The sequence below is a fragment of the Microbacterium pratiae genome (genome assembly GCF_047302165.1).
Lineage (GTDB): Bacteria > Actinomycetota > Actinomycetes > Actinomycetales > Microbacteriaceae > Microbacterium.
On record NZ_CP154843.1, the window covers coordinates 643,767 to 669,603 of the forward strand.

A 25,837-nucleotide genomic window follows, 5' to 3' on the forward strand; every position below is an offset into this window, starting at 1 on the left:
CAGCGTACCGAATCGATTCGACGTCGCGCCATGGCCGGGTACGATCAGGGCGTGAACGCACGTCGGCCCACCATCTCGGATGTCGCGCATGCGGCCGGTGTCTCGCCGTCGACGGCATCCGTCGTCTTCAGCGGCAAGACGCCCGTGAGCGACGCGACCCGGGCGAAGGTCCTCGCGGCCGCCGCCGAGCTCGGGTACCTCGGACCCGATCCGCGCGCGGCGTCGCTCCGGCGCGGACGCAGCGGCATCATCGGCGTCGTCAGCGGTGGGAGGCTCGGCAGCGTCTTCGGCGACCCCGTCATGCGCACCACGATGGATGCGCTCGCCGACGCGGTCGCCCCCATCGGCGCGGGACTGCTGCTGCTGCGCGAGGGCAGTGTCGTCGCGGGCGAGCCGACGCTCATGACGGCGCCCATCGACGCCGCCGTGCTGATCGGATGCAGCGCGCTGCTGCGCGATCACCTCGCGAGCGTTCGCGCCCGCGGCATCCCGGTCGTCGTCATCGAGGGCGACGGGGGAGAGGGGGTGCCCCGGATCGCGCTCGACAACCGCGAGGCCCAGCGCCTCGCCGCCGAGCACGTGCGCGATCTCGGACATACGGACGTCGTCGCGGTGACGATGCCGGTGCGGTGGGGATCCGAGTCGGGCTGGCTCTCCAGCGATGACGAGCGCACGACATCGGTCGACGTGGTGGCCGATCGGCTCGCCGGATTCCGCGACGTCTTCCCGGATGCCGCTGCCTACGCCGCCGTCGACAGCTCGATCGACGCCGGTGCTGCGGTCGGTCGTGCGCTCTTCGCGGGAGACGGACCCCACCCGACGGCGATCGTCGCGCAGAGCGATCTGCTCGCCGTCGGAGTGCTCCGCGCGGCGGAGGAGGCCGGGCTCAGGGTTCCCGATGACGTCAGCATCACGGGCTTCGACGGGATCGTCGTCGATGGTCTCTCGCCGTACGAGCTGACCACCCTCGTGCAGCCCGCGTGGCAGAAGGGGCGGGCCGCCGGCGAGGCGGTCGCGGCTCTGCTGGGCGGCGACACGCCCGACTCGCAATGGTTCACCAGTACGTTCCGGATCGGGAACACGACGGGCCCGGTCGCTGTCAAGTCTTAGATCGCGGGGCGCGGACCGCCGTCGTGTCGGTAAGATGGATGACACGACCCCCCACGCCCAGAGGAGGCCTGTTGCTGATCTTCCTCGGTGCGTTCGCGGTTCTTCCGTTGGTTCTGCCGTGGTTGATCAAGCGGATCGGCGCCCGCGCATTCTTCGTCGCAGCCCTGCTGCCGATCGCCGCATTCATCGATGCGGCCCGGCGTGCTCCTGAGGTTCTGAGCGGCGGCATTCCGTTCGAGTCATACGCCTGGATCCCGCAGCTCGACATCGCACTGTCGATGCGGATGGACACCCTCGCGTGGATCATGACGCTCATCGTCACCGGCGTCGGTGCGCTCGTGATGATCTACTGCCGCTGGTACTTCGACGGCAAGAAGGTCGGTGTCGGGCAGTTCGCCGCCGTGCTGCTGGCCTTCGCCGGCGCCATGTACGGCCTGGTCCTCACCGACGACATCGTCGTGCTGGTGATGTTCTGGGAGATCACGAGCGTCCTGTCGTACCTGCTGATCGGCTTCTACAACGCGCGTGGCGCGAGCCGTCGCGCGGCGCTGCAAGCCCTGCTCGTCACGACTCTCGGCGGCCTCGTGATGCTGATCGGCGTCGTGATGCTCGTCGTGCTCTACGGCACGACGAGCCTCAGCACGATCATCGCCTCCCCGGCACCCGAGGGTGTGCTGCTCAATGTCGCGATCGCGCTGACCCTCGTCGGCGCGCTGAGCAAGTCGGCGATCTTCCCCTTCCACTTCTGGCTGCCCGGTGCGATGGCCGCACCGACGCCCGTGAGCGCCTACCTCCACGCCGCCGCGATGGTGAAGGCCGGCATCTACCTGATCGCCCGGCTCGCCCCGGCCTTCGCGCACGAGGACCCGTGGCGGCCGATGGTCATCGGCCTCGGTGTGTTCACGATGCTGCTCGGCGGCCTGCAGGCGCTGCGCGAGTCCGACCTCAAGCGCATCCTCGCCTTCGGCACCGTCAGCCAGCTCGGCATGCTGACCGTCGTGCTCGGCTACGGAGAGCGAAACTCCGCTCTCGCGGGCCTGGCTCTGCTCGTCGGCCACGCCCTCTTCAAGTCGTCGCTGTTCCTCGTGGTCGGCGTCATCGACCGGCAGCTGTCGACCCGCGACATCCGTGAGCTGTCCGGCGTGGGACGGCAGGCCCCGACGCTCGCGGTCTTCTCGATCATCGCGATCGCCTCGATGGTCGGCGTCGCGCCGACGATCGGCTTCGTCGCGAAGGAGGCGGCGCTCACGTCGCTTCTCGAAGGGGGCACCGACCCGCTCGCCCTCGCACCCTTGATCGGCATCGTGCTCGGATCGCTGCTCACGACGGCCTACGGCGCACGTTTCGTGTGGGGTGCGTTCTTCACCAAGAAGGATGCCGCGGGCGAGAACCTGCCGCGTACCGAGTGGCCCGATCCTCCGATGGGCTTCCTCGCCGCTCCGGTGCTGCTGAGCGGCCTGACCATCGTCGGCGGTATCGCTGCGCCCGTGCTCGACGCCGCGTTCTCGGGCTACGCCGACACGATGCCCGAGGCTGCCGGCGCAGACGGATACGACTACCATCTGGCTCTCTGGCACGGCCTCGAGCCCGCGCTGTTCCTCTCGGTCGGCAGCATCCTCGCCGGTCTCGTGCTGTTCTGGTTCGTCGGCCGGCGCCCCGGCACGCAGCGTCGCTGGCTGCCTTTCACCGCCGTCGACGCCTACAACGGAACAGTCCGCGCCATCGTGCGGACCTCGGTCTGGACGACGTCTCTGACGCAGCGCGGTTCGCTTCCGGTCTACGTGGGCACGATCTTCGTCGTGTTCGTCGCGGCCGAGGGCACGGCGCTCATCGCGCACGGCGGCTGGCAGGCCGACCTCGCGGCCTGGCACTCGCCGATGCAGGTGTTCGTCGCGCCGATCATGATCATCGCGGGCATCATCGCCGTGCGCGCCCGTAAGCGTTACACGGGTGTCGTGCTCGTGTCGGTCACGGGGCTCGGCATGGTCGCGCTCTTCGCGTCGGCCGGCGCACCCGACCTCGCGCTGACGCAGATCCTCGTCGAGACCGTGACGCTCATCGCCTTCGCGCTGGTGCTGCGGCGCATCCCCTCGCGGATGGGCGATCACAACGCCTCGGTCTGGCCGATCGGCCGCGCGCTGCTCGGCATCGGCGTCGGGGCGACGATGGCGCTCGTGGCGATCGTCGCGACCAGCGCGCGCGTCGCCGAGCCGATCTCGACGGCGTTCCCCGATCTCGCCTACGAGATCGGTCACGGCAAGAACGTCGTCAACGTCACCCTCGTCGATCTGCGCGGGTGGGACACGATGGGCGAGCTGTCGGTGCTGATCCTGGCGGCGACGGGTGTGGCCTCGCTCGTCTTCGTGACGCATCGCTCCGACACGCTCTCGCGTGCGATCTCGTCTCTGCCCACGGGTGCGCTCCGTACCCGCCGTCCGCTCGTCGAGACGGCGGAGGGGCCGCGGCCCCGCGCCGGGTCCGGATCGTCACGACAGGCCTGGCTCGTGGGCGGTCAGAAACTCCATCCCGAGACGCGTTCGATCATGCTCGAGGTGATCGTCCGCATCCTCTTCCACACGATCATCGTCGTCTCGCTGTATCTGCTCTTCGCCGGCCACAATCTGCCGGGCGGCGGCTTCGCCGGCGGACTCGTCGCGGGCATGGCGCTCGTCATGCGCTACGTCGCCGGCGGGCCGTACGAGCTCGGTGCCGCTGCGCCGACCGACGCGGGTCGCCTGCTCGGCGTCGGGATGGCTCTCGCGGTCGGAACCGCGGTCGTGCCCCTCTTCTTCGGGGCGCCGGCTCTCACGAGTACGTTCTGGGAGGCGGAGTTGCCGGTCCTCGGCCATGTCGAGTTCGTCACGTCGACGATCTTCGACGTCGGCGTCTACCTCGTGGTGATCGGTCTCGTCCTCGACGTGCTCCGCTCGCTGGGCGCAGAAGTCGACCGGCAGCGCAAGGAGCGAGAGGAGCTCGCCCGATGAACGTCTCACTGGTTCTGATCATCATCATGGGCGCGCTCTTCGCGGCCGGCGTCTACGCCATGCTCGAGCGCAGTCTGACCCGCGTGCTGATCGGATTCCTGCTGCTCGGCAATGCGGCCAACCTGTTCCTCCTCGTCGTGATGGGGGCGCCCGGTGTCGCGCCGTTCTACGGGTCGGCCGACGACCCCGCCGAGTTCAGCGACCCGCTTCCGCAGGCGCTGACGCTCACGGCGATCGTCATCACCTTCGCCGTATCGGCGTTCCTGCTGGCCCTGATCTACCGCTCCTGGCAGCTCGGTCAGGCCGACACGGTCGAGGACGACGAGGCCGACCTCGCCGTGCGTGATCGCGTCGCCGAGGACGACGAGGCCATGGAGCAGGAGATCACCGATGAGGACGACGACGCGACCACCGACTTCGTCGGCGATCAGACCTCGCCCATCACCGTGCTGCACTCGCGCGACTTCGACGCGCTGCGCGACGACGCGCCCACCGATCGCCCCGGAGGAGACCGATGAGCGCCCTGGTTCCCCTCCTCGTGACGCTGCCCCTGCTGGGGGCTGCCGTCGCGCTGATCTTCGGCCGCCGTCGCCGCATCCAGGTCGGCGTCTCGATCGTCACGCTCACCGCGACGCTCGTGATCGCCGCCGTGCTGCTGAACGTCATCAACGCCACCGGTGTGCCGATCGCGGTCTCGGTCGGCGGATGGCCGATCCCGTTCGGCATCGTCCTCTACGTCGACCGGCTGGCTGCGCTGCTGGTGGTCGTCTCGAGCGTCGTCCTGCTCGCGGTGCTGCTCTTCTCGGTCGGCCAGGGTGCCGCCGACGGCGACGATGAGACACCGGTCTCGATCTTCCACCCGTCGTACCTCATCCTGTCGGCGGGTATCTTCAACGCCTTCATCGCGGGCGACCTGTTCAACCTGTACGTCGGGTTCGAGATCCTGCTCGTCGCGTCGTACGTGCTGATCACGCTCGGCTCGACCGAGTCGCGTATCCGCACGGGCGTCGTCTACATCGTCGTCTCGCTCGTGTCGTCGATCCTGTTCCTGTCGGCGATCGCCGCGATCTACGGCGCGCTGGGCACCGTCAACATGGTGCAGCTGTCGCAGCGGATGACCGAGCTGCCGCAGGAGACCCAGCTCGTCCTGCATCTGCTGCTGCTGCTCGCCTTCAGCATCAAGGCCGCCGTCTTCCCCCTGTCGTTCTGGCTGCCCGACTCGTACCCGACGGCTCCCGCGCCCGTCACGGCGGTGTTCGCGGGCCTGCTGACGAAGGTCGGCGTCTACGCGATCATCCGCACCGAGACGGAGATCTTCCAGGACAACGACGTCAACACGCTGCTGCTGATCGTCGCCCTCGCGACGATGATCGTCGGGGTGCTCGGCGCGGTCGCGCAGGCCGAGCTCAAACGCATCCTGTCGTTCACTCTCGTGAGCCATATCGGCTACATGATCTTCGGCCTCGCCATCGCGACGCCGGCGGCCGTGGGCGCGACGATCTACTACATCGTCCACCACATCGTGGTTCAGACGACCCTCTTCCTCGCGGTGGGGCTCGTGGAACGACGGGCCGGCTCGACCTCGATCCTCAAGGTGAAGGGCCTCATGCGCGCGGCGCCGCTGCTGGCCGTGCTCTACTTCATCCCGGCCATCAACCTCGGCGGCCTGCCGCCCTTCTCGGGCTTCATCGGGAAGTACGCGCTGTTCGACGCGGCCGCCGACGAGGGCAGCCCGCTGATGTACGTGCTGATCGTCGCGGGCATCATCACGTCGCTCCTCACCCTCTACGCGCTGATGCGTGCATGGAACCTCTCGTTCTGGCGCGAGAAGGACGAGATCGGTGAGGGCGAGAGCGAGACCGACTCGCGTATCGCCTACCTCGGGGATGCCGAGGGTGCCGACGTGCAGACTGAGAAGCGCGTCATCCCCCGCATCATGACGACGGCGACGGCAGGAATGGTCGCTGTCACGGTCGCGCTGACCGTCTTCGCCGGCCCCCTGTACGACCTGTGCGCAGCCATCGGAGAATCGCTCCTGCAGCCGGTCACGATCAGCCAGCTCGAGCAGGAGGTGCAGTGATGATGGGCGAGGCGAAACGGAACGCCGCGACGGCCCTGTGGCGCCAGCTGCCGTTCTTCGTCTGGCTGGTCGCCCTCTGGATGCTGCTGTGGGGTCAGTTCACGGTGCTCGCGGCGCTCACCGGGATCGTGGTGGCCCTCTTCGTCACTCGTGTGTTCCGGCTGCCGCCGGTCGAGCTGTCGGGTCGGGTCAACCTCTGGTGGGGTGCGGTCTTCTTCCTCGAATTCCTGCTCTCCCTGGTCAAAGGTTCGCTGCTGGTGGCCTGGCAGGTCATCGACCCGAGGCATCAGCCGGGCGCCGCGATCATCGCCGTGCCGCTCCGTACCGATGATGACCTGATCATGACGCACGTCGCGGTCACGGCATCCCTCATCCCCGGATCGCTGATCATCGACATCGACCGCGACCGCCGCATCCTCTACGTGCACGCCATCGGCATCCGTTCGCAGGAGCAGCTCGAGCATCAGCGGCGCGAGATCCAGCACTGGGAAGAGCGCATCGTCCGCGCAGTCGGATCGAAGGAGCAGTCTCACCAGCTGTCGGACCTGCGGAGGGAGCGCTCGTGACCTGGCTCATCGTCCTCATCTCGGCCGTCTTCGCCGTGTCGGCTCTGCTGACGCTGTGGCGGATCATCGTCGGGCCGTCGATCCTCGACCGCGCCGTCGCATCGGATGTGCTCCTGACCCTCGTGATCTGCGCGCTCGGCGCCGAGATGGCGATCAACCATCACACCCGCACCCTGCCCGTGCTGCTGATCGTCGCCGCCGTCGGAGTGTTCGGATCGATCTCGATCGCGCGCTTCGTCGCGAGGAAGGACAACACGGACGCATCATGACCATCACCGATGTCATCGCCCTCGTGCTCGTCCTCATCGGGGCGCTGCTGTGCCTCACCGCGGCGATCGGCCTATTGCGCTTCCGCGACGTGCCGACCCGCCTTCACGCGGCCACGAAGCCGCAGGTGCTCGGCTTCATCCTGATCTGCATCGCCGTCGGGGTGTCTCTCCAGTCATGGCCGGTCGTGGCCTTCCTCGTCCCGGTGGCGCTGATCCAGCTCGCGACGGCGCCGCTGTCGGCGCACATGGTCGGGCGTCAGGCGTACCGCAACAAGAAGCTCGACGGCGACTCGCTCTTCGTCGACGAGTTCGCCGACGCGCCGGCACCGAGCGACACCCGCGACTGACGCGTTGGCGCGGTTCGGCGACGAACCTGTCCAGAATCTCGCGCACACCGGCCCGTCGGGTCGGCGATTCGTATTGACTGGAGTCATGACGCACGCCCCGACCGGCACCCGGGCCCGCTCGCTCGCCACGGCACCGGTCGTCGTGGCGTCGGCCCGCCGATCGTGGGAGCCCTGCGCCCGGCAGACCATCGTCGCCGTGTTCGTCGTCGGTGCCGCCATCGCCAGCGCGACGGTTCCCTGGTTGCCGGTCACCGACGCGGCCCGGATGTGGCAGGGAGTCGCGATCGCGACGCTGCTCCTGGGCGTGGGAGCGCTCATGGTGCGCTGGCCGGCGCTGCGGCGAGCCGAGCTCGTCATCCCGCTCGGTGACTTCGTCGCGATCGGTCTGTTGCGTTTCGGCACAGGTGAAGCCCAGTCGGTGTTCCTCGCGATCGTCGTGCTCCCGGTGATCTGGATCGCCGCCGGACCGGGGCGCTGGCGCATCGTCGTCCCGCTCGCCGGGGTGTGCGTCACGCTGCTTCTGCCACTGGCGCTCGCCCCGGGTCAGGCGCTCACCGTCAGCGAGTTCGTGCGCCTCGTGATCGCCGTCCTGGTCTACGCGGCGGCGGGCACGGTGGTGAACGAGCTGTCGCGACGGGCGCTGCGGCAACTCACGGCGTCGCAGTGGCACCGGCGCCTGGCCGAAGCCGAGGTATCGCAGGCGGCCGTCGTGCAGCGGTCGTTGCAGCCCGTCGACGGATCGGAGCTTCCGCCGCGGTTCCGCGTGGCCGGAGCCTGCGTGCCGGCACGCACGGTGGGCGGCGACTTCTACGACTGGTATGCGACGCCCGACGGCGGCACGGCCTTCACCCTCGGCGATGTCATGGGCAAGGGAGTCGGACCCGGGATGATCGCCGCCGCGGTCCGCACGGTGATCCGGAGCAGCGTCGATGAACCCGATCCCGCGGTGGCGGTGCGCCGTGCCGCGGTGGGTCTGAACACGGGCCCGACCGACGCGATCGGCGCCCAGTTCACGACGTGCTTCCACGCGCGGATCAGCGTGGACGGCACGTTGCGATGGGTCGATGCGGGGCACGGCCTCACGATCGTGCGCAGCGCCGATGGCACGAGCGTGTTCCTTCGTTCGGGCCAGCTCCCGATCGGTGTGGGCTCCAGCTGGAGCAGTGACGAGATCTCACTGCGGCCCGGCGACAGCGTCATCAGCGTCAGCGACGGCGTGCTCGACCTCTTCGGCGGGTCGCTCGATTCGATCGATCGCTACCGGGACTTCGTCAGCGGCAGCGACGACATCGACGCCGTCGTCAGCGAGCTCGCCGCGCGTGCCGGACAGAGTGAGCAAGAGGACGACGTGACGGTGCTCGCCGTGAGCTGGGGATCGGCGTGACGCGGGCTTGGCGCTGACGAGCTCGATGCTCAGAACGCGCGATTGCGGACCAGCTCGAGCGCAGCCTGCTCGAACCAGCTGCCCGCCGCGGGCCCGCCGTTGCAGGTCCCGTCGCTCTCTCCGGGGCGCTTGATCCACAGCAGCGCATCCAGGCCGGAGCCGTCCACGCCGGCGCGCGGCGGCGAGCCGAGGCCCGCGCCGCTCGGGTTGCACCACGTGCCCTGCCATCCGCGGCCGTTGCGCGACGTGTCGATGACGTAGTGCGGGCCACCGCCCAGAAGGGATCGCAGACGCTCCGCGTACCGCTGCTCGTCCGCCGTCGGCGAGAAGTTCGACACGTTGGTGGAGAATCCGCGGCCTTCCCGCACCCCGGCATCCCGCAAGCGCTCGGCCATCGTCTCGGCCGGCACCCAGTTCGCGTTCCCCGCGTCGACGTAGGCGGCGACGCCGGCCGCAGCGAGGGCGCGGACGGCGTCGCGGATCAGTGTCGTGCGCGGACCTTGGCCGGCGCACTCCCCGAGCATCGCCAGGGCGTCGGGTTCGACGATGACGGCTGACGCGGTTCCGCGCAGTGTTCGCGCGATGAGCTGCGCCCACTCCGTATAGCGTTCGATCGTGAGGCCGCCCGAGGAGTACGCCGAGCAGTCCCGCGCGGGGATCGCGTACATGACGAACGTCGCGACCTTGTTCTGTGCGGCTGCGGCGGCGGTCTCGGCCCGGAGCACCCTGACGAGCTCGTCGTCGCTGTACCACTCGCCGAGCCAGGTGGCGGTGGGCATACGCGCGATGACGTCGAAAGCGTCGGCCTCAGCCGTCCGCCCCTGGGCTCGAGCGTCGGCCGCCGCTCGGGCTGCGGCCGAGTCGGTCGGCAGGGCGGCCCCGCGGGCGAGGGGATTCGAGCCCGACGTCGAGGTGGCGGAGGGTGCGCCGCGGCGGCTCTCCTCGTGAGCGTTCGCGGGCGCAGCGTGGGCGATCCCGGCGGCACCCGCGAGCGCGAGCACCGCCGCAACGGCCGAGAAGACACCGAGAATGCGTCGCACGACAGACCTCCCTCGAGACGTGCCCCGAGACTATCGGGATGCCGCGCGCTCGTCAGCGGGTCGGTCCGCCTCCGCCCGGATGATCTCAGCGAGAGCGCGCGGGGTGCTCCACATCGGCCAGTGGCCCGTGGGCAAGTCGATGACGTCGACCTGCTGAAGCCGTGCGACCTCGGCGAACATGGGGTGCCCGCTCTCGGCCATCTGCATGACCTGCTCCCCGGAGATCGAGCAGCACACCAGGGTCGTCGGCACGGCGAGGCGGGCGTCGTTCGTGAGGATCACCGGTTCCCGCACCACGGGCGCGGGTTCGGCGACCGCCCGGGCGCGGAACCGCGCCAGGCCCTCCGGCTCGATGCCCTCGAGGCTCGCCTGCTGCGCGAGTTCGTCGAAGGGCGGGAGCGGCAGTTCCGAGACGGCCGCGGGCAGTCCGGGGGCGAACGCCATGCCGCTCGCCATCGGGCCCGAATCGACCCACACCACGCGCCGGACGAGTTCCGGGTGCCGGTCGAGGACGATGCTCACCGGAGCGTTCGCCCCGCTGTGAGCCGCGATGACCGCCGGGTCGTCCGACGAGGCGCCGAGCGAGGCGAGCGCGTTCCGGATCGCGTCGACCTGATCGGCGAGCGTGCGCGTCGCGCGCTCCGCGTCGTCGCCGTCGAGGCCGGGAAGGGTGATCGCCAGCGTTCGAGCGTCGGCGGAGGGGAGATGGGCGAGGACCTCGTCCCACGCCCACGCGCCGAGCCAGTGGCCGGGGACGAGGAGGAGCGGGGGAGAGGCGAGCTGATCGTTCATGACATCAGCATCCGCCCCGCCGTGGACACCTGTGTGTCATCATCTATGTCATGAATTCACCGCGGTTTCGAGGATGAAGCGGGCGGAGCGCCTGCACGCCCTGTCCGAGGCACTGCGCCGCAGCGGGGCGAGGGGTGTTTCAGCGGACCGCCTGGCACGGGAGTTCGAGGTCTCGGTCCGGACGGTCAAGCGCGATCTCGACGCACTCGAACGTGCCGGTGCCCCGATCTGGTCGCGGCCCGGCCCCGGTGGTGGTTACGGGCTCGCCGCCGGCTCCTCGCTCCCGCCGATCAGCCTGTCGCCCCCTCAGGCTGTCGCGCTGATGGCGGCGGTCGCGGCGGCCGCGGACGCGCCGTACGCCGACCTCGCATCGGCCGCGGTGCGCAAGATCGTCGATGTGCTCGACCCCCGCACCCGGGAGCGCGCGGTGGACCTGGCCGGAAGAGTCTGGGTGGATGGCTCGCCCGGCACCTCGCGCGCCGTCAGATCAGCGCTCGAACAGGCGATGGTCGAGCAGCGTGTCGTGCGCATCCGGTACACGGCGGACGATGGTTCGACGACGACGCGAGACGTCGAACCGGTGCTGTTCGCCTCGAACGGCGGTCGTTGGTACCTCATCGGATGGTGCCGCCTGCGCGACGCGATGCGGTGGTTCGCCGTGCACCGCGTCGAGCGCGCCTCCGTCACCGCGACGGTGTGCACGGGTCACACCGTCGCGGAGGTGGGGGAACCGCCCGAACATGCCCGACCGGTGTTCTAGCGAATCGGGCCTGTCGAGCTCACCCGATGAGGCTCGGCTGCAGATCGCGCAGCGTTCGGCCGTGCGTCATCCGGGCCACGCCGATCGCGGCGAGCACGAGGGCGCCGACCATCCACGTGAAGAGCACCGCCAGGTCGAGACTGACCCGGCTGAGATCGCCCCCGTACATCCACTGCCGCATACCGTCGACGACGTAACCCATGGGCAGCACGTGGTGCAGGGCCGCGAGTGGGGCAGGCAGGGTCTGCCACGGGAACGTCCCGCCCGCCGTGACGAGCTGGAGCACCATCAGCACGAGTCCGATGAACTGCCCGACCGATCCCAGCCACACGTTGAGCGCGAGGATGATGGCCGCGTACGTGAACGATGCCGTGATGAGCATCCCGAGCGTGCCGACAGGGCTCGAGAAGTTGAACCCCAGCGCGATCGACAGCACGCCGAACAGGACGATCATGCCGATCCCGCCGAGCATCGCCGGTGTCAGCCATCCGGCGAGGGTCACCCGCAGCGGTGAGCGCAGCGCGGTCACGGCGCGGCGCGACACCGGCTTGACGATGAGGAACAGGGCGTAGATGCCGATCCATCCGGCGAGAGCTGCGAAGAAGGGGGCCAGGCCTGCACCGTAGTCGCCGGCCTTCGCGATGTTCCCGGAATCGACCGACACGGGGTCGGCGATCGTCTGCGCCTGCTGGTCGCGCAGCTCGGGCGTCGAGTCGGGCAGCTGAGCGACGCCCGAGCTCAGCCCGTCGCGCAGCTCGACGAGGCCGCCGTCGAGCGTCCCGAGCCCCGAGGCGAGCTGGCGTGCACCGTCGTCGAGCTGAGCGGCGCCGCTCGCGGCCTCATCCGTGGCCGAGGCGAGCTGGCCCGCTCCCGACGACACGGATGCGGCACCGTCGGCCGCCTGCGCGGCACCGCTCGCGAGCTGAGCGGCGCCCGAGCTGACCTGGGCCGCCCCCGCGGCGAGGCGATCGATCTGACCGGTCGCCTCGTCGACGCGCGTCACGCCCGACTGCAGGCGTTCGCCGATCGGATCGAGCCGGGCCAGGACCTCGGCGACCTGCGCCTGGTCGAGTCCGCCGTCGGCGAGCAGGGCGGCGATGTCCGCCCGGACCTGCGGGAGCTGGCCCGCCGCATCGTTGACGACCGAGCGAACCCGATCAGCGTATCCGGCGAGTTCTGCGGTGCCGTCCGAGACCTGCGCCGCGCCGGAAGCCAGGTCGGATGAGCCCTGTGCCAGCGTGCGCGTGCCGTCGGCGAGTTGCGATGCGCCTCCGGCGAGCTGGTTCGCTCCGTCGCGCAGCTGCACTGCGCCGGCCGAGAGCTGGCCCGTTCCGTCGGCGAGCTGGTTGGCCCCGTCGAGGGCCTGACCCGCGCCGTCGACGAGCTGGTTCGCGCCGTCGGTGGCGTTCTGCAGCTGCACGCGGATGTCGGCGATGCCGGTGAGCAGGCGCGATGCGGCCTCACGGCCGACGAGTTCGGCGACCGACGAACGGATGCGTTCGACCGCCTGCGAGCCGATGGACGACGCGAGGTAGTTGTTCGCGTCGTTGGTGGCGAGCACCAGCGTCGCCTGTCGGGGCTCGTCGCCCGCCGCGCTCGTGAGGGCGAGCGAGAAGTCCTCGGGAAGCGTCACCGAGAAGTCGACCTCACCGGTGCGCAGTGCCTCCTGCGCCTCGGCGGCATCCATCTGCTTCCAGCCGAAGTCTTCGCCCTCGACGAGCTTGTCGGCGACCTCCGACCCGTAGTTGACCGTGCCGTCGCCGTCGCTCGCCGGAGCACCGGAGTCGAGGTCGACGAGGGCGACCGGGATGTCGGCGAACTTCCCGTACGGGTCTTGATTGGCCCAGAGGTACAGGCCGCCGTACAGGACGGGGACGAGCATGAGCGCGATCAGGGCGACCACCGACATCCGGGTGGCCGTCAGGCGTCGCAGCTCCGCGCTGATCAGGGCGGGGATCTTCATCGGGAGGCCTTCGGACGGGTGCCGCGAAGTCGGATGCCGCTGGGCACCAGACGCCGATGCGGCGCGAGGGGATCGGTTTCGGTGAGGAGGGTCGCAGCGGCCTGCCCGGCGATCACGAGCACGGCCTGCCCGCGGCCCGCGAACTCGCGGGCGAGCGTCCACCAGGCGTGGGGATCGCCGCCGTGGCGGTCGGGGGAGACGAGCACGATGCCCTCGACCCCCGGACGCAGGACCGCGAGCTCGAGCAGCATCCGGATGCGGTCGGTCGCCGGCACATCGCCGATGGGGACACGCGAGTACGAGCGGAGGTCGTGCTCGTCTAGCCACCGCCGTGCCGAGATCGGGTCGGCGAGGCGGCCGGCGAACATCAGCTCCTCGCTGACGACGCCGACCGTGGAGATGTTCGGCGGCGGGTCGCTGACGTCGGGCGCGTCGATCAGCGCGGTCTTGTGTCGCAGGGTGCGCGACGCACGCGCGCCGTCGAGAAGCACGGTGCCGCCGTCGGGGCGCATCCGCCCGCTCGCGATCAGGCCCAGAACGGTCGGACGCTGCTCGGTCTCGGCGATCGCGAGCGTCGCGCGTCCGGTGCGGAACGTCAGGCTCGTGGGCGGCAGGGCCAGGTCTTTCCGGCCCTTGGCCACCTCGCGCAGTTCGACGCGCATCAGGATGCCGTCTCGACGACGTCGGTGTGGGACTCGATGAGGGCGGCGGCGTCGCGCCACGAGAGCCCGGCGATCGAGAGGACCGCACGGACGACGAGCGAATGCGCCTCGGGTGACGACGCGTCGAGGCGCACGATCACCGTTCGCGCCGTCTCCTCGATGAGCCGCGCGAGCGTCGGTGCCGCGACGTCGGTGCGGAGCGTGCCCTCGTGCTGCCCGCGACGCACGAGCTCCATCAGCGCTCGCCGAAGCGGGGCGAGGGCGGCGGCGGAGTCTTCGACGTGCCGTTCATCGAGGGCGACGGCCGCGGCGACCTGCACGTGGGATGCCTCGCCCCACAGCCGACCCGTCAGGCGGGCGAGCGCGACGGGGACCGGCTCGGTGTCGAGCTGCAGTGCGGGATCGGTGGCGATCGCGTTGAAGCGCTGCGCGCCCGAGGCGACGAGCTCGCGCACGAGCGCGTCGCGGTCGTCGAAGTGACCGTAGAGGGCGCGGCGGCTGAGGCCGGCGGCGCGGGCGATCGCGTCGACGGAAGCGCTCGGGTCGAGCGCGAGCGTGCGTGCGGCGGCGGAGAGCAGGCCGGCGCGGTTCGCGGCGGCATCCTTCCGCGGGCGACGGGGGGAGACGGTGTCGGTCACCCGTCGATGATACGAACTTGCACACGCATGTGCAAGTAAGCCTTTCGGCGACGAACGGGCGAACACGTTTGCGGGACGAGCGGCCCTCGCCTACGCTGAACGTGGCTTGTTACCGGTCGCCGGGCAATACCGATCCGTCGGAGTAGACGGATTCATCGTCCCAGAGGTATTGCCCATGATCGTCCGCCGTGTGCTCAACAACAGCGTCGTCGACGCCCTCGATGACGCGATGCGCGAAGTCATCGTGCTCGGTCGCGGCATCGGCTTCCGCGCACAGCCCGGCGACACGATCGACGCGACGGCGATCGAGAAGGTCTTCCGCCTCGACGACAGCGCCCAGGGCAGCCGACTGGCGCAGGTCGCAGCCGACGTGCCCGCCGAGATCCTCGCGGTGACCGACGAGATCGTCACGCTCGCGCGCGAGCAGCTCACCGAGAAGCTCAGCGATTCGGTCTACGCCGCGCTCGCCGACCACATCGCCTTCGCGGTGCATCGTGTGCGCGAGAACATCGACCTCGCGTCGGCGCTCGAGGCCGATGTGCGCCGCTTCTACCCCAAGGAGTACGCGGTCGCCACCAACGCGCTCCCGCTCATCGAGGCCGCGACCGGTGTCGCGATGCCGGCGGCGGAGGCCGCGAACATCGCACTGCACCTCATCACCGCCGAGGTGGGCGGCGGTGACGGATCGGCGGCGGCCCTGACGAGCTTCACGCAAGACGTCCTCGACATCGTCCGACTGCACTTCGGCATCGTCTATGCCGATGACGACCCCGCGTACGCCCGGTTCGCCACGCACGTCCGCTACTTCGCGCAGCGCGTGCTCGCCGGCACCGTGATCGAGCGCGACGACGACGAGCTGATGACCCTGCTGCGCCGTCAGCTGCCCCACGTCTTCGCGGCCATCGACCGCATCGAGGCCTACGTCCGCGAAGCCCACCACCACACGATGACCTCGACCGAGAAGGTCTACATCGCCATGCACGTCAGTCGCTTCGTCTGAACCGACTGTTCTCGGCGCGCTCAGGGACCCCCGCGTCAGCCGCTCATCACCACCGAGAAAGATCCTCATGTCCTACGACAAGGATGCTCGCGCCATCATCGACGGCGTGGGCGGTGCCGACAACATCGTGTCGGCCTACCACTGCATCACCCGGCTGCGCTTCACCCTGCGCGACAACACGCTCGCCGATGCGACGGCCCTGACCGCCGTCCCGAGCGTCGTCGGCGTCAACGACACCGGCGGCCAGTACCAGGTCATCGTCGGCGACAAGGTGCCCGACGTCTTCGCTGCCGTCGCCGCCGTCGAACCCCGTCTGGCCGGCGAGAGCGCGGCGCCCGCACCGCGCCAGAAGCTCAGCCAGCGCTTCTTCGACTTCATCGGCGGCGTCTTCGCCCCGCTCCTGCCCGCGATCGCGGGCGCCGGTCTGCTGAAGGGCATCCTGGCGCTGCTCGGATTCGCGGGGTGGATCGACCCCACGTCCGACACGGCGCTCGTCCTCAGCGCGATCGGCGACGCGGTGTTCTTCCTGCTGCCCGTCCTCGTCGCGATGACCGCGGCCCGCAAGCTCGGCGCCAACCAGTACGTGGCCGTCGCCATCGCCGGCGTGCTCATCTATCCCGCGCTCGTGACGGCGCTCGCTTCGGGCGAAGCCGTCGACTTCCTCGGGATGCCGGTCACGGCGACGACCTACTCGTACACCGTGATCCCCAGCCTGCTGGCGATCTACCTGATGTCGTGGGTCGAGCGCGGCCTCAACCGCATCATCCCCCGCGTGGTGCGGATGATGGTCGTCCCGCTCATCACGCTCGTCGTCGTGGCCCCCGTGACGCTCATCGTCCTGGGCCCCCTCGGCTCGTTCGTCGGCAACGGCGTCTCGGGCGGGATCAACTGGGCCCTCGAGAACGGCGGCCCGCTCGCCGGCGTGGTCATCGGCGCGCTCCTGCCGCTCATCATCATGACCGGCATGCACTACGCCCTCGTGCCGTTCATCCTCACCAACCTCGCGCAGGTCGGTGCCGACAAGTTCCTACCGCTCACCTACATGCAGAGTTTCGCGACCACGGGTGCGGCACTCGGCGTGGCGATCCGCGCGGAGTCGAAGACCCTGAAGTCGCTCGCCTTCTCGACGACCTTCACGGGGCTCATGGGCGTGACCGAGCCCGCGCTGTACGGCCTCATCGTCCCGCTGCGTCGCCCGCTGATCGCCACCATGATCGGAAGCGCCGCCGGTGGCGCGGTGAGCCTCGGTCTCGGCGTCAACGCATACGTGCTCGCGGGCAACAGCGGCATCCCCGGCCTGCCCGGACTCGTGGGGGCGACGTTCGGCTGGGCGATCGTCGGCATCGTCCTCTCGTTCGTCGTGGCCGCCGTGCTGACCCTCGTGCTCGGCTTCGACGAGTCGGCGTATGCGGCAGCGGCCACCAACGCACCCGTCGACGCGGGCGGCGAGTCCGTCGCATCCGGCGTCGTGTCGTCGTCCGTCGCATCCGGCGGCGTCGCGGGCGCGGCCGTGCCGGTCATCGCCCCGGTCGACGGGGAGATCGTCCCCCTCTCGTCCGTTCCCGACCGCGTCTTCGCCGACGGCGTCATGGGCCCCGGTGCCGCGATCGCGCCCGCGGCATCCGACGTCGTCGCCCCCGTAGCCGGCACCGTCGTCGCGCTGTTCCCGACGAACCACGCCTTCGGCATCCGCGGCGACGACGGCGTCGAGGTGCTCGTGCACGTCGGCATCGACACCGTGGCACTCGAAGGACGCGGCTTCACCGCCCACATCGCGCAGGGCGACTGCGTCGAGGCCGGGCAGCGCGTGCTGACCGTCGACTTCGACGAGGTCGGACGCACGAAGGACACGTCGGTCATCGTCGTCGTCACCGAGGCTGCCGGCACCGACCTGCGCGACCTCCGGACGGGTGCGGTCACCGCGGGCGACCCGCTCTTCGCGATGCAGCCCGTCAACGCGGAGGCCACGCGATGAGCACCGTCTTCCCCGACGACTTCCTCTGGGGCGTCGCCTTCGCCGCGAATCAGGCCGAGGGCGCCTACGACGCCGACGGCAAGGGGCTCTCGCAGGCCGACGTCGTGCCCTTCGGCAAGGACCTCGACTACGTCGACCTGCACGAGGCGATGAGCCCCTCGCCCGACCGCATCCGCGCCGCGGCCGCGACGACGGGCACCGCGGGGTACCCCAAGCGCAACGGATCGCTCTTCTACGACAACTGGGAGGGCGATGTCGAGCTCTTCGCCGAGCTCGGCATCCGGGCGCTGCGCATGTCGATCGCGTGGACCCGGATCTTCCCCAACGGGGTCGAGTCCGAGCCGAACGAGGCGGGTCTCGCCTTCTACGAGCGGCTCTTCACGCGTCTGCGCGACCGGGGCATCGAGCCCGTCGTCACGATGTCGCACTACGAGATGCCGCTGCACCTCGTGACCGAGTACGACGGCTGGGCGGGGCGCGAGGTGATCGGCCACTTCGAGCGCTATGCGCGCACGATCGTCACGCGCTACCGCGGTCTCGTGAAGTACTGGCTGACGTTCAACGAGATCAATACCACGACGATCGAGCCGTACACCGGCGGCGGCGTGGTCGACGACCCTGCTCGCGGCGACCGCACCCGACGCGCGCATCAGGCGCTGCACCACCAGTACGTCGCGAGTGCGCTCGCCGTGCGGCTGGTGCGTGAGATCGACCCGGAGGCGCAGGTCGGGTGCATGCTCGCCCGGATGCTGCACTACCCCGCGTCGTCCGACCCGCGCGACATCGAGCAGGCCCAGCACGACAACGACATGAACCTGTCGCACACCGACGTCCAGGTGCGCGGCGCGTACCCGGGCGTCGTGCGGCGGTTCTGGCGCGAGAAGGGCATCGAGGTGCACATGGAGCCGGGCGACGAGCAGGTGCTCGCGGACGGAACGGTCGACTTCCTGTCGTTCAGCTACTACATGACCCTCGTGTCCGCCGTCGAGCCCGAGAAGTACGGGGCGACCGGCGGCAACCTCTTCTCGACGATCAAGAACCCGCACCTCGAGACGTCGGAATGGGGATGGCACCTCGATCCCATCGGCATCCGCGTTGCCCTGACCGACCTGTGGACGCGCTACCAGGTGCCGCTGTTCATCGTCGAGAACGGGCTGGGCGCGAGCGACACCGTCTCGGCCGACGGCTCCGTCGACGATCCTTACCGCATCGACTACCTGCGTCAGCACCTGCGCCAGGTCGCCGAGGCGGTCGCCGACGGCGTCGAGCTGATGGGCTACACGAGCTGGGGCGGCATCGACATCGTCAGTGCCTCGACCTCGCAGATGACGAAGCGGTACGGGCTCGTGCACGTCGACCTCGACGACCACGGGAACGGCACCGGGCGCCGCACGCCGAAGGCGAGCTTCGCCTGGTACCGCGAGCTCATCACCACGCGCGGGGCGCTGCTCGACCGCGACTGACTGGCGACGCGGTGTCGGCCGTCACACGCCGCACATGACGCAACCCGCCGCGTCCGGATCGATCGGATGCGGCGGGTTGCGTCGCGTCGGGGCGGTTCGCCGGGTCAGTCGGCGCCGAAGTCGAACGAGGCCGACTCGCCTGCGGCATCCACCCGGTCGGCCAGATCCTGGTCGGTCGGCTCGACGTTGCCGGTGATCTCGGCCGCGCCGCCCCGCTCGAGGTCGCCGACGAGCTCGGCCGTCGGGCCGCCGATGAGGCCGATGCCGGCATAGTGCTCGAGGCGCGAGCGCGAGTCGGCGATGTCGAGGTTGCGCATCGTGAGCTGGCCGATACGGTCGGTGGGACCGAAGGCCGAGTCGCCGACGCGCTCCATCGAGAGCTTCTCGGGCGAGTACGACAGGTTGCGGCTCTCGGTGTTGAGGATCGTGTAGTCCTCGCCGCGGCGCAGGCGCAGCGTGACGGTGCCGCTGATCGCGGACCCCACCCAGCGCTGGATCGATTCGCGCAGCATGAACGACTGCGGCTCGAGCCAGCGGCCCTCGTACATCAGTCGGCCGAGGCGGCGACCCTGCTCGTGGTAGGTCGCGAGGGTGTCCTCGTTGAGGATGCCGTTGACGAGACGCTCGTAGGCGATGAACAGCAGCGCCATGCCCGGGGCCTCGTAGATGCCGCGGCTCTTGGCCTCGATGATGCGGTTCTCGATCTGGTCGCTCATGCCGAGGCCGTGGCGGCCACCGATCGCGTTCGCCGCCATGACGAGCTCGACGATGTCGGAGTACTCGACGCCGTTGACAGCGACGGGCCGGCCGGCCTCGAACGTGATCGACACGTCCTCCGTCTCGATCTCGACGGCAGGATCCCAGAAGCGGACGCCCATGATCGGCTCGACGATCTCGAGCGAGACGTCGAGGTGCTCGAGGGTCTTCGCCTCGTGCGTGGCACCCCAGATGTTGGCGTCGGTCGAGTAGGCCTTCTCGACGGAGTCGCGGTACGGGAAGCCGTGCGCGACGAGCCACTCGCTCATCTCGGTGCGGCCGCCCAGCTCGGTGACGAAGTCGGCGTCGAGCCACGGCTTGTAGATCCGCAGCGCGGGGTTGGCGAGCAGGCCGTAGCGGTAGAACCGCTCGATGTCGTTGCCCTTGTAGGTGGAGCCGTCGCCCCAGATGTCGACCCCGTCCTCCTTCATGGCGCGGACCAGCATCGTGCCGGTGACGGCACGGCCGATCGGCGTCGTGTTGAAGTAGGTGCGGCCGCCCGAGCGGATGTGGAAGGCGCCGCACGCGAGGGCGACGAGACCCTCCTCGACCATCATCGGCTTGCAGTCGATCAGGCGCGAGCCCTCGGCGCCGTACTGCAGCGCGCGACCCGGGATCGAGGCGATGTCGTCCTCGTCGTACTGGCCGAGGTCGCCGGTGTAGGTGAAGGGGATGGCGCCCTTGTCACGCATCCACGCGACCGCGACGGAGGTGTCGAGACCCCCCGAGAAGGCGATGCCGACGCGCTCGCCGACGGGCAGGGACTGGAGGACCTTCGACATGGGGACAATCCTACTGAGCGCGGGCGCGGCCGTTGTGCGGACCGGCGCCAGGGGAGGGGCGATGGGCACGCGCCAACTCCTCAGATCCGGGCGCGATCGGCCGGTGTTGAGCCGATGGAGGGAGCGGGCGCCGGGACCTGAGGAGTTGCTGCAGGTGGAGCGGCGCGGCTCAGTTCTTGGTGACGGGGACGACGAGGCCGCCCCAGGTCTCGTTCTCGAAGTCGGCGACCTCGGCGGAGGTCAGCAGGTCGTAGAGCGCGACGATGCGGGGGTCGTCCTTCAGGTCGGGGCGCGTGGCGAGCACGTTGTAGTACGGGCTGCCCTCGCCCTCGGTGAGGATCGCCTGGTCGGCGGTGAGGCCGGCGGGCAGCGCGAAGCTGATTGTGACGAAGGCGGCGTCGACGTCGGGCACGGCCTGCGGCAGGGTCGCGTTCTCGATCTCCTGGAACTGGAGGTCGCGCGGGTTGTCGGTGATGCCGGTGAGGTCGGCGACGTCGTCGGAGACCTCGATCAGGCCCTCCTGCGCGAGCAGCTTGAGCGCGCGGCCCTCGTTCGTCGGGTCGTTCGGGATGGCGATCGTCGCGCCGTCCTCGAGCTCGTCGAGGCTGTCGACCTTGTCCGAGTAGAACGCGGCAGACGGCAGGTAGGCCTCGCCGACGCTGATCAGGTCGGAGCCGGTGTTGGTGTTGAAGTTCTCCAGGAAGGTCGTGTTCTGGAACAGGTTCGCGTCGATCGAGCCGTCGACCAGCGCGGTGTTGGGCGTGTTGTAGTCGGTGAACGGGACGAACTCGATCGTGAGTCCCAGCTCGGCGGCGCCGTTCTCGGCGATGTGGTTGAGGATGTCGCCGGCGGGCGTCTGCAGCGCGCCGACCTTGATCGTGCCGAGGCTGTCGCCGTCGGCGCCGCCCGACTCGGATGCCGGCGAGCCGGCGCATCCGGAGAGCAGGAGCGCAGCCGAGGCGACGGCGGCGAGGAGGAGCGGGGTGCGTGCGGTGCGGGACATGGTGGGTTCCTCTCGGGGTGCGGGCGGAGCTGGCGGTGCTGAGCGGGCGGTGCGGGCGGTGCGTGGGTGGTGCGGGTGGGCGCGTCAGGCGGTGCTGCGGGCGTCGGCCCGCTGCATCCGGGCGCTCGACGCGGACGTGCGGGCTCGGGGTGAACGGCGGGCGAGGCGCCGGGCGCCCCAGCTCGCGAGGCCCTGCAGCACCATGACGATCGCGAAGATCACGACGATGACGCTGACGATGTGGATCCAGCTGTACTGCTGGTAGCCGTAGCGGATGGCGACGTCGCCGAGGCCGCCTCCCGCGACCGTGCCGACCATCGCCGAGAAGTTGATGATCGAGGTGACGGTCGTCGACAGACCGAGCAGCATCGCGGGCGCGGCCTCGGGCAGCAGCACCTTGGTCACGAGCTGCCAGCGGCTCGCCCCGAGTGAGGCGGCGACCTCGAGCAGGCCGTCGTCGACCTCCTTGATCGCGATCTCGACCATGCGTGCGAAGAACGGGATGGCGACGACAGAGAGCGGCACGATCGCCGCGGTCGGCCCGATGAAGGTGCCGACGATGAGACGCGTGAACGGGATCAGCGCGACCATCAGGATGATGAACGGCACCGAGCGGCCGAGGTTGACGATGAAGTCGAGCACACGGTTGACGACGATGCCGATGCGGCGCGAGCCGAACGGGGTCGCGAGGAAGCGCCCCTGCTCGGTGCCGACGAGCACGACGCCGAGGGGCAGGCCGATGACGATCGTCGCGAGAAGCGCGACGCCGACCATGTAGAGCGTCTGGCCGGTGGCGACCAGCAGCAGATTGAGGAGTTGCTCGTTCACGCGGCATCCCCTCCCTGCAGGACGTCGACGAGGAGACCCTGTCCGCGCAGGTCGGCGATGACGGCGGATGCCGCGGCCGCGGGCACTTCGAGGCGGGTGCGGCCGGCCTGCGTGCCGGCGATCTGCTCGACGAGGGCGCCGAGCAGCGAGACGTCGACGTCGTGATCGCGGACGATCCTCGCGATCACGGGTCGATCCGCGGTGCCGCCGGCGAAGGTGATGTCGATGACCGTCGCGCTCGGGTCGGCCCCGGCGGGGATCGGCCCGAGCGGGAAGAGCTGCGAGGTCAGGCGCGAGCCGGGTGTGCGGATGACGTCGGTCAGGCGGCCGCTCTCGATCACTCGCCCGTGCTCGATGAGCGCCGCCGAGTCGCACGTCGACTTCACGACATCCATCTCGTGCGTGATGAGGAGCACGGTGAGTCCGAGCTCGGCGTTGATGCGCCGGTAGAGATCGAGGATCGAGGCCGTGGTCTCGGGGTCGAGCGCGCTCGTCGCCTCATCGGAGAGCAGTACGCTCGGGCCGCTCGCGAGGGCGCGGGCGATGCCGACGCGCTGCTGCTGACCACCCGACAGCTCGTGCACGGCGGCGTCGCCGCGGTGGCCGAGACCGACGAGGTCGAGCATCTCCTGAGCCCGATCACGTCGCCGGGCGCGCGGGCTGCCGTCGAGCTCGAGGGCGAGCTCGACGTTGCCCCGCACCGAGCGGCTGCCGAGCAGGTTGAACCGCTGGAACACCATGCCGATGCGGCGGCGTGCCGCGCGCAGGCTGTTCGCGTCGAGGGCGGTCAGATCCACGCCATCGACGACCACTCGGCCTGTATCCGGCCGTTCGATGAGGTTGACCATGCGGGCGAGCGTGCTCTTTCCCGCGCCGGACTGGCCGACGATGCCGTAGATCTCCCCGGAGGGGATCTGCAGCGAGACGTCGTCGACGGCGGTCAGTCCGCCGTACGTCTTCGATACGTGCTCGAGCGCGATCACGGTCGGGCCTTTCGGAGGTGTGCGCCGTCGGGTCGCCGGCGTCATCCCCGAGTTTCCCGGTGTTCGCCCGCCGAAACGAATTCCCGTTACCCCGGATGTCGCCGCGGTTTGCGGTCACGCGGTCGCGGCCTGCCGCGCGAGCGCGCACCCCCGCCGCGAGAACGCACGTTGCACGGTGCCCTCTCGCGACGAAGGTACGTTTTGGCGGCAGCGAGCCGGTGCCGCGGCCGGACGGTCGGATGCCGCGGACGTTCGGTCGGGCGCCGACCCGGGCAAACAAGGGAGCATCGGAACCATGACCTCGACCGCATCGATCCCCCTCACCCACGAGAACGCCGCGCCCATGAGATACGGCGGCCTCATCGTCGTCATGCTCATGGGATTCCTCGTGGTCACCGCGGAGTTCCTCCCCAACGGCGTGCTGACCGAGATGGCCGCGGGCCTCGGGGTGACCCCGGGCCAGGCGGGCCAGACGGTGACGATCACCGCGCTCGCCGGGCTCCTCGTGGCCCCGACGATCGGGCTCATCTTCCCGCGCCTCGATCGCCGCACCCTGCTCGTGTGGGCCGCAGCGGCGGCATCCGTGTCGAGCATCGTCGTCGCTCTCTCACCGCACCTCGTCACGATCCTCGTCGCGCGCTTCTTCCTCGGCGCCTCGATCAGCGCCTTCTGGTCGATGTCGATCACGGTCGCCGCGCGGCTGGCCGGCCCGGAACGCATCGGTCGGGCGATGATGTTCACCTCCGCCGGAGTGTCGCTCGCCACTGTGGCAGGCGTTCCGCTCGGCGTGCTCCTGAGCGAGACGCTCGACTGGCGCATCGCGTTCGCCGTCGTCGGGGCCGCGACCGCAGCCGTCGCGATCGCCGTGCGCTTCACGCTGCCCGCGGTGCCCGCCGCGGCGGCATCCAGTCTGCGGCTGCTCGTCGACTCGCTCCGGCGCACCGGCGTCGCGGCGGGCATGATCGGCCACGTCCTCGTCGTCCTCGGCCATTTCCTCGCGTACACCTACATCCGGCTGGCGCTGGAGCGGGTTCCGGATGTCGGTGCCGAGACGATCGTGCTGCTGCTGGCGGTGTTCGGCGCGGGCGGGCTCATCGGCAACCTCGTGATCGGGCTGCTCGTCGACCGGGCGTTCCGCGTGCTCGCCGTGACCGCGCCCGTCGTCATCGCCGCGGCGATCGCCCTCCTGGTGGTGCTGCCCGGGTCGATTCCGGCCGTCGTCCTCGCGGTCTTCGCGTGGGGCTTCTTCTTCGCGTCGTGGCTCATCATCGTCAACACGTGGGTGGGCCACCGGATGCCCGACCGCCTCGAGGCCGGCGGCAGCCTGACCGTCACCGGCTTCCAGCTCGCGATCGTGCTCGCGGCGGGCGTCGGCGGGCTGCTGGTCGATGTCGCCGGCGTCGTCACCGTCGATATCGTGGCCCTGTCGCTGCTCGCGGTCGGCGCCGTGCTGTTCGGCTGGGTCGTCCGTACGCACGAGGCGGACCGGATGCAGCACTCCTGACCCGGCGCGAGTCCTGAGCCGATGCGGGTCCGGGCGCGCGGCGTCGTCAGTGCATCGACGGCGCCGCCGCCCGGGATCGCCACAGCGACGGCGGCATCCCGGTGTGGCGGCGGAAGGCCCGGCTGAAGCCCTCGTCTGAGCCGTAGCCCAGGGCGCGTGAGGTCTCCGAGACGGACGCGCCCGACTCGAGCATGTCCTTGGCGTGCTGCATCCGGATCTCGGCGACGAAGCTCGCGGGAGGGCGGCCGTACGCGCGCCGGAACCTCGCGGCGAAGACCGTCCGTGACATGGCGCTGAGGCTCGCGAGCTGGTCGATGGTCCAGTCGCGGCCGGGATCGGCGGCGATGGCCTCGGCCGCGCGGCTGAGGAACGGGTCGACCGCCGCCGCGGGCCAGGCCGAGGCGCCGGTGGTGGGGGCCGCCCAGGCGCGGATGGCCGCGAGCAGCACGGTCTTGATCATCATCTGGCAGATGACCGCGTCTCCGGATCGTCCCGAGGGGGTGCCGGTGCCGAGATGGCTCGCGAGCGCCGCAGCGGCGGGCTCGAGTCCGACGAAGCCTCCGACGAAGACGAAGGGCGGCAACGGGGTCACGGCAGCGAGGGAGACATCGGCCGGCACGACCGTGAGCTGCGCCCCCGATTGCGAGGTCAGCGAGATCGGACGGCATCCGAGGCTCAGGAAGGCGTCGCCGGCGAGGAGGGTGCGTGCGCCCGACGCCGCCGCGGCATCGCCCGACGGCCCGGCGACGGTGCAACTCGTGCCGGATGCCGGATCTCCGGTGATCTCGCCCGACAGCACGTAGACCAGCGTCGCGTCGCCCGTGCCGAGGTGCAGCGATGCACCGGGTTCGAGGCCGGCCCGGTGGGCCGTGCCCGGGCGGATCTCGAGGGATGCCAGGGCCTGTTCGAGCGCGATCACGCTGCTCCCAACGCCGCGCGGGGCGGGCT

General features: G+C 70.2%; 23 protein-coding genes. 13 read left to right on the plus strand and 10 right to left on the minus strand.

All coding sequences use genetic code 11. From position 1 onward, the window contains the following. Positions 1-51 precede the first annotated feature (51 nt). The 8 genes from AA0Y20_RS03060 to AA0Y20_RS03095 all read left to right on the plus strand — a co-directional run bounded on the left by AA0Y20_RS03060 (position 52) and on the right by AA0Y20_RS03095 (position 8,740). Complete coding sequence (locus AA0Y20_RS03060; protein ID WP_412937346.1) at positions 52-1,110, plus strand: LacI family DNA-binding transcriptional regulator; 1,059 nt, start codon at positions 52-54, stop codon at positions 1,108-1,110. A gap of 71 nt (positions 1,111-1,181) precedes the next feature. Next, positions 1,182-4,094, plus strand: a complete 2,913-nt coding sequence (locus tag AA0Y20_RS03065; RefSeq protein ID WP_412937348.1) for a Na+/H+ antiporter subunit A — start codon at positions 1,182-1,184, stop codon at positions 4,092-4,094. Then, the gene (locus AA0Y20_RS03070) at positions 4,091-4,612 is read left to right on the plus strand and encodes a Na(+)/H(+) antiporter subunit C (protein ID WP_412937350.1); all 522 of its coding nucleotides are present in this window, start codon (positions 4,091-4,093) and stop codon (positions 4,610-4,612) included. The genes AA0Y20_RS03065 and AA0Y20_RS03070 overlap by 4 nt, the downstream gene beginning before the upstream one ends. Next, on the plus strand, positions 4,609-6,174 hold the full coding sequence (locus AA0Y20_RS03075; protein WP_412937352.1) for a Na+/H+ antiporter subunit D: 1,566 nt from the start codon (positions 4,609-4,611) through the stop codon (positions 6,172-6,174). Before AA0Y20_RS03070 ends, AA0Y20_RS03075 begins: the two co-directional genes overlap by 4 nt. 2 nt (positions 6,175-6,176) lie before the next feature. Beyond that, a complete protein-coding gene (locus tag AA0Y20_RS03080; protein WP_412939693.1) occupies positions 6,177-6,740 on the plus strand; it encodes a Na+/H+ antiporter subunit E in 564 nt (187 codons plus the stop codon). Then, on the plus strand, positions 6,737-7,009 hold the full coding sequence (locus tag AA0Y20_RS03085; protein ID WP_112615609.1) for a monovalent cation/H+ antiporter complex subunit F: 273 nt from the start codon (positions 6,737-6,739) through the stop codon (positions 7,007-7,009). Before AA0Y20_RS03080 ends, AA0Y20_RS03085 begins: the two co-directional genes overlap by 4 nt. After that, positions 7,006-7,356, plus strand: coding sequence for a monovalent cation/H(+) antiporter subunit G (gene mnhG / locus AA0Y20_RS03090; protein ID WP_412937354.1), 351 nt, complete (start codon positions 7,006-7,008; stop codon positions 7,354-7,356). Before AA0Y20_RS03085 ends, mnhG begins: the two co-directional genes overlap by 4 nt. Before the next feature lie 85 nt (positions 7,357-7,441). Next, the gene (locus tag AA0Y20_RS03095; protein ID WP_412937355.1) at positions 7,442-8,740 is read left to right on the plus strand and encodes a PP2C family protein-serine/threonine phosphatase; all 1,299 of its coding nucleotides are present in this window, start codon (positions 7,442-7,444) and stop codon (positions 8,738-8,740) included. A gap of 29 nt (positions 8,741-8,769) precedes the next feature. On the opposite strand, the gene AA0Y20_RS03100 is transcribed toward AA0Y20_RS03095, so the two are convergent. After that, positions 8,770-9,780, minus strand: coding sequence for a glycoside hydrolase family 6 protein (locus AA0Y20_RS03100; protein ID WP_412937357.1), 1,011 nt, complete (start codon positions 9,778-9,780; stop codon positions 8,770-8,772). A 30-nt stretch (positions 9,781-9,810) separates the two neighbouring features. After that, positions 9,811-10,572: an alpha/beta fold hydrolase gene (locus tag AA0Y20_RS03105; protein WP_412937359.1), complete on the minus strand. Its 762-nt coding sequence runs from the start codon at positions 10,570-10,572 to the stop codon at positions 9,811-9,813. Between the two features lie 73 nt (positions 10,573-10,645). On the opposite strand from AA0Y20_RS03105, the gene AA0Y20_RS03110 reads away from it, so the two are divergent. Then, positions 10,646-11,332 carry a helix-turn-helix transcriptional regulator gene (locus tag AA0Y20_RS03110; protein ID WP_412937361.1) on the plus strand — a complete coding sequence of 229 codons (687 nt, stop codon included), beginning with the start codon at positions 10,646-10,648 and terminating at the stop codon, positions 11,330-11,332. A 19-nt stretch (positions 11,333-11,351) separates the two neighbouring features. Here the strand turns inward: AA0Y20_RS03110 and AA0Y20_RS03115 are convergent, their stop codons facing one another. Genes AA0Y20_RS03115 through AA0Y20_RS03125 form a run of 3 tightly spaced genes read right to left on the minus strand, consistent with a single transcriptional unit; the run spans position 11,352 to position 14,595 of the window. Beyond that, positions 11,352-13,295 (minus strand): YhgE/Pip family protein, encoded by a 1,944-nt coding sequence (locus AA0Y20_RS03115; RefSeq protein WP_412937363.1) that lies wholly within the window; start codon positions 13,293-13,295, stop codon positions 11,352-11,354. After that, positions 13,292-13,957 carry a hypothetical protein gene (locus tag AA0Y20_RS03120; RefSeq protein ID WP_289330567.1) on the minus strand — a complete coding sequence of 222 codons (666 nt, stop codon included), beginning with the start codon at positions 13,955-13,957 and terminating at the stop codon, positions 13,292-13,294. Before AA0Y20_RS03120 ends, AA0Y20_RS03115 begins: the two co-directional genes overlap by 4 nt. After that, the gene (locus tag AA0Y20_RS03125; protein ID WP_412937365.1) at positions 13,957-14,595 is read right to left on the minus strand and encodes a TetR/AcrR family transcriptional regulator; all 639 of its coding nucleotides are present in this window, start codon (positions 14,593-14,595) and stop codon (positions 13,957-13,959) included. Before AA0Y20_RS03125 ends, AA0Y20_RS03120 begins: the two co-directional genes overlap by 1 nt. Positions 14,596-14,770: 175 nt before the next feature. Here AA0Y20_RS03125 and AA0Y20_RS03130 point away from each other — a divergent pair, with 175 nt between their 5' ends. From AA0Y20_RS03130 to AA0Y20_RS03140, 3 genes are all read left to right on the plus strand, one after another. Further along, positions 14,771-15,595 carry a PRD domain-containing protein gene (locus AA0Y20_RS03130; protein WP_412937367.1) on the plus strand — a complete coding sequence of 275 codons (825 nt, stop codon included), beginning with the start codon at positions 14,771-14,773 and terminating at the stop codon, positions 15,593-15,595. 67 nt (positions 15,596-15,662) lie between these two features. Beyond that, positions 15,663-17,570 (plus strand): glucose PTS transporter subunit IIA, encoded by a 1,908-nt coding sequence (locus AA0Y20_RS03135; protein ID WP_412937368.1) that lies wholly within the window; start codon positions 15,663-15,665, stop codon positions 17,568-17,570. Further along, the gene (locus tag AA0Y20_RS03140) at positions 17,567-19,033 is read left to right on the plus strand and encodes a glycoside hydrolase family 1 protein (protein ID WP_412937369.1); all 1,467 of its coding nucleotides are present in this window, start codon (positions 17,567-17,569) and stop codon (positions 19,031-19,033) included. Before AA0Y20_RS03135 ends, AA0Y20_RS03140 begins: the two co-directional genes overlap by 4 nt. A 104-nt stretch (positions 19,034-19,137) precedes the next feature. Here AA0Y20_RS03140 and argG read toward each other — a convergent pair whose 3' ends face one another. From argG to AA0Y20_RS03160, 4 genes are all read right to left on the minus strand, one after another. Continuing rightward, on the minus strand, positions 19,138-20,571 hold the full coding sequence (argG, locus tag AA0Y20_RS03145) for an argininosuccinate synthase (RefSeq protein WP_412937370.1): 1,434 nt from the start codon (positions 20,569-20,571) through the stop codon (positions 19,138-19,140). Positions 20,572-20,740: 169 nt separating this feature from the next. Further along, positions 20,741-21,574, minus strand: a complete 834-nt coding sequence (locus AA0Y20_RS03150) for a MetQ/NlpA family ABC transporter substrate-binding protein (protein WP_412937371.1) — start codon at positions 21,572-21,574, stop codon at positions 20,741-20,743. Between the two features lie 84 nt (positions 21,575-21,658). Continuing rightward, the gene (locus AA0Y20_RS03155; protein ID WP_412937373.1) at positions 21,659-22,402 is read right to left on the minus strand and encodes a methionine ABC transporter permease; all 744 of its coding nucleotides are present in this window, start codon (positions 22,400-22,402) and stop codon (positions 21,659-21,661) included. Then, positions 22,399-23,385, minus strand: a complete 987-nt coding sequence (locus AA0Y20_RS03160) for a methionine ABC transporter ATP-binding protein (RefSeq protein ID WP_412937375.1) — start codon at positions 23,383-23,385, stop codon at positions 22,399-22,401. The genes AA0Y20_RS03155 and AA0Y20_RS03160 overlap by 4 nt, the downstream gene beginning before the upstream one ends. A 295-nt stretch (positions 23,386-23,680) precedes the next feature. Here AA0Y20_RS03160 and AA0Y20_RS03165 point away from each other — a divergent pair, with 295 nt between their 5' ends. Next, positions 23,681-24,889 carry an MFS transporter gene (locus AA0Y20_RS03165; protein ID WP_412937377.1) on the plus strand — a complete coding sequence of 403 codons (1,209 nt, stop codon included), beginning with the start codon at positions 23,681-23,683 and terminating at the stop codon, positions 24,887-24,889. A gap of 46 nt (positions 24,890-24,935) precedes the next feature. On the opposite strand, the gene AA0Y20_RS03170 is transcribed toward AA0Y20_RS03165, so the two are convergent. Further along, entirely contained in the window at positions 24,936-25,808 is an 873-nt protein-coding gene (locus AA0Y20_RS03170; protein ID WP_412937379.1) for a helix-turn-helix transcriptional regulator, read from the minus strand. Positions 25,809-25,837 lie beyond the last annotated feature (29 nt).